Origin of the sequence: Pricia sp. (assembly GCF_041745955.1) — a bacterium.
Classification (GTDB): domain Bacteria; phylum Bacteroidota; class Bacteroidia; order Flavobacteriales; family Flavobacteriaceae; genus Pricia.
Genome location: NZ_JBGTHY010000555.1, coordinates 1 through 3,728 on the forward strand (window position 1 = coordinate 1; position 3,728 = coordinate 3,728).

A 3,728-nucleotide genomic window follows, 5' to 3' on the forward strand; every position below is an offset into this window, starting at 1 on the left:
CCGACCTCAAGATCGAGGGTGGCGGCAACTTCTTTTTTGGAGAAGGCATTACGATGCCGTTTGGCGATTTCCTTCTCTATCTGATAAAGTCCGATACCTTGTATACGTGTAGGGGTATTCGGAAAATACTTGTCCACCACCTTGGTGTTGATGCCGATACATTCGAACAGTTGCGACCCACGATAGGAATTCAAGGTAGAGATGCCTATTTTGTTCATTACTTTCAAGATACCTTTGCCAACGGCTTTATTGTAATTTTCTATGGCTTCAGAGAACGTGTACTCGGTGATATCGTGTTCCTCGATCTGTTCGCCGATAATTTCGTTGACCAGGTATGGGTTGATGGCACTGGCCCCGAAACCGAATAGTAGACAGAAGTGATGTACTTCCCGTGGCTCCGCGGATTCTACGATGATGCTGAGCTTATTCCTTTTCCCCAGTTTTTGTAGGCCGCTGTTTACGTACGAACATGCCAACAATGCGGGAATCGGGGCATGGTCTTTATCGACCCCCCTATCCGAAAGAATAATAATATTGGCTCCCTCATCGGCTTCTTTCGAAGTTTGGGCCAAAATGGCCTCGAGTGCATCCTCAAGGCCATTGTAGCCTTTCTCGATATCGTAAAGCGTGGGGATGGAGACCACTTTATAATCGGGACTCGCATCGTAGTTTTTGATCTTGTCCAAATCCTCTTTGGAAATGACAGGGTTTTGTATTTTCAATTTTCGGCAATGCAATTCCGAGAAATCGAAAATGTTGTGATCGCTTCCCAAGGTAAGACTGATATCGGTAATAAGTTCTTCTCGGATACCGTCCAAAGGCGGATTGGTAACCTGTGCGAAAAGCTGTTTGAAATAGTTATAGATCAATTGGGGCCGTTCGGAAAGTACAGCGATCGGGGTATCCGAACCCATAGATCCAATGGGCTCCTTGGCATTTTTTCCCATTGGGAGGATGATGGTGTCGATATCTTCCAAAGTATAGCCAAAAATCGACTTGCGTTTTGCAAGGGAGGCTTCTCCTAAAAACAACGGACAATCGTTATAGGGGATGTTTTTTAAATGGACCAGGTTATCGTCCAACCATTTTTTATAGGGATGCCTTTTCGCGATTTCCTCCTTAATTTCCTCATCGTTCACGATACGGCCGGCTACCATATCGACCAAGAACATTTTGCCGGGCTCCAAACGGCCGTGAAACTGAACGTTTTCGGGGGCAATTTCCATCACTCCGGTTTCGGAGGACATGATCACATAACCGTCTTTGGTTACGGAATACCGTGAGGGGCGAAGTCCGTTTCTATCCAAAAGCGCCCCGATAAAGTTGCCGTCGGTAAATGGGATGGATGCAGGCCCGTCCCACGGCTCCATCATACAGGAATGGTATTCGTAGAACGCCCTTTTGGCCTCGGACATATACGGATTTTTTTCCCAAGCCTCCGGCACCAAGATCATCATAACCTCGGGCAGGGAACGGCCGGTCATCAATAGAAGTTCCACGACCATATCCATGGTGGCGGAATCGGATTTGCCGGGTAGGATGATTGGCATTATATTCTTGATCTCATCACCGAACCATTCGCTTTTCATCAATTCTTCACGAGAGAGCATCCGCGAAACATTGCCCCGAAGTGTATTGATCTCACCGTTATGGCACATGTAGCGGAAAGGTTGCGCAAGGTCCCAAGTCGGGAAGGTATTGGTCGAGAAACGTTGGTGTACCAAAGAAAGACGAGTCACCACACGGGAATCCATCAGGTCTTCGTAGTACAGGCTGATATCCTTTGGCATCAGCAGGCCCTTAAAAATTATAATTTTTGTGGAAAGGCTGGGTACGTAGAAAAATTGGCGCTCCGAAAGCTTTGAGTTGATGATCGTATGCTCGGTGACCTTTCGTGCAATGAAGAGTTTTAGGTTAAAATTAAAATAGTCTTGGGCATCGTTCTCCTTGGCAATAAAAATTTGTTTTACAAAAGGTTCGGTCTCCATGGCGATCCGCCCTGGGATGGACCGGTTTACGGGTACATTTCGCCAGCCTAAGAGTTGTAGACCCTGTTTTTTGATAGTTGACTCGAATACGGAAATACAAAAATTGCGCTGATTTTCCTTCTGGGGAAGAAACACGTTGCTTACGGCATATTCACCGGGCTCCGGGAGCTCAAAATCACAAACCGCCTGAAAAAAATCATGAGGAACATCGATAAGTATCCCTGCACCGTCACCGGTCTTGCCATCGGCGCTAACGGCACCACGGTGTTCCAGTTTGTGCAATATCTCCAAGGCTTTATGGATGATATCGTTCGATTTATTTCCCTTCAAGCTACAGATAAATCCTGCGCCACAGTTATCATGTTCAAATTCCGGTAGGTAAAGGCCCTGTTTTCTTAGTGTCATTAGATATGGTATTTTCTCAAAAATAGTGTTTTTGATAAATTATTAGCAGGAATTTCGATTTAATCGGATAAAAATTCAACGTTTGGAATAGAACGTTAAATAAACCTCAAATATGGATTTCCGCCCTGCAAAAATTATCAGATTGATAAATTTAACCTTTTCAGCGTTCATTTAAAAAGGTTTTAGGGGGGTAAGTGAGTTAAATTAACATTTTTATTATTTTAACCCTATTTTTAAAGGGGGTAAAAAATAATTTTTAGTGTATGGGTGGGTTTTACACTATGGAGATAGGGGTAGGGTAATCGACCTATTCCGAGAATTTAGGTTTTTCACAGTGAATATCGATTAATTGGATAGTTCTCAACTCTTTAAAATACTCCTTGAAATCACGATTTTCTGAATTTCGGAAGTCCCCTCGTAAATTTGTGTGATTTTGGCATCCCGCATAAGGCGTTCGACATGGTAGTCTTTTACGAAACCGTTTCCACCATGGATCTGAACCGCCTCGACGGTAGTTTCCATGGCTACCTGAGAGGCATATAGTTTGGCCATGGCGCCCGATAGGTCATAATCCATTCCGTTGTCTTTTTCCCAGGCCGCTTTGTAGACGAGGTGGCGTGCCGCTTCGATCTGTGTATGCATATCGGCGAGCTTAAAGGCAATGGCCTGATGGTTGGCAATTTCGGTGCCAAATGCCTTGCGCTCCTTTGAATATTTTAGGGCCATTTCGTAGGCGCCGGCGGCAATCCCCAAAGCTTGTGCGGCGATACCGATGCGGCCGCCGGCCAAGGTTTTCATGGCGAACTTGAACCCGAAGCCGTCTTCCCCGATACGGTTTTCCTTGGGCACCTTGACGTCATTAAAAACAAGGGAATGGGTGTCGCTGCCACGTATGCCCAGTTTGTTCTCCTTGGGGCCGATTTCAAACCCGGCCATCCCTTTTTCAACAATCAGGACGTTTATACCCTTGTGGCCTTTTTCTCTATCCGTCTGGGCGATAACTAGGTATACTTCCGCCGAACTGCCATTGGTGATCCAGTTCTTCGTGCCATTGAGCACATAGTGGTCACCTTTATCGATGGCCGTGGTTTTTTGGGAAGTTGCATCGCTACCCGCCTCCGGTTCCGAAAGGCAGAAGGCGCCGATGATCTCTCCGGGGGCCAAGCGCGTCAGATACTTTTGTTTTTGTGCTTCCGAACCGAAAGTTTCCAGTCCCCAACAGACCAATGAATTGTTTACGGATACCACCACCGAGGCCGAGGCGTCGATTTTCGAAAGCTCTTCCATAGCGATGACATACGATAATGTATCCATACCGCTACCGTTGTACTTCGG

Annotated in this window: 2 protein-coding genes; both read right to left on the reverse strand. The window is 46.1% G+C overall.

Going from position 1 to position 3,728, the window contains the following annotated elements; genetic code table 11:
* Positions 1–2,393: glutamate synthase central domain-containing protein (locus ACEW8S_RS20010; protein WP_373519876.1), on the reverse strand; the 2,393-nt coding region annotated here is incomplete at its 3' end.
* Positions 2,394–2,753: 360 nt separating this feature from the next.
* A partial coding sequence (locus tag ACEW8S_RS20015) for an acyl-CoA dehydrogenase family protein (protein ID WP_373519877.1) occupies positions 2,754–3,728 on the reverse strand: 975 nt, incomplete at its 5' end.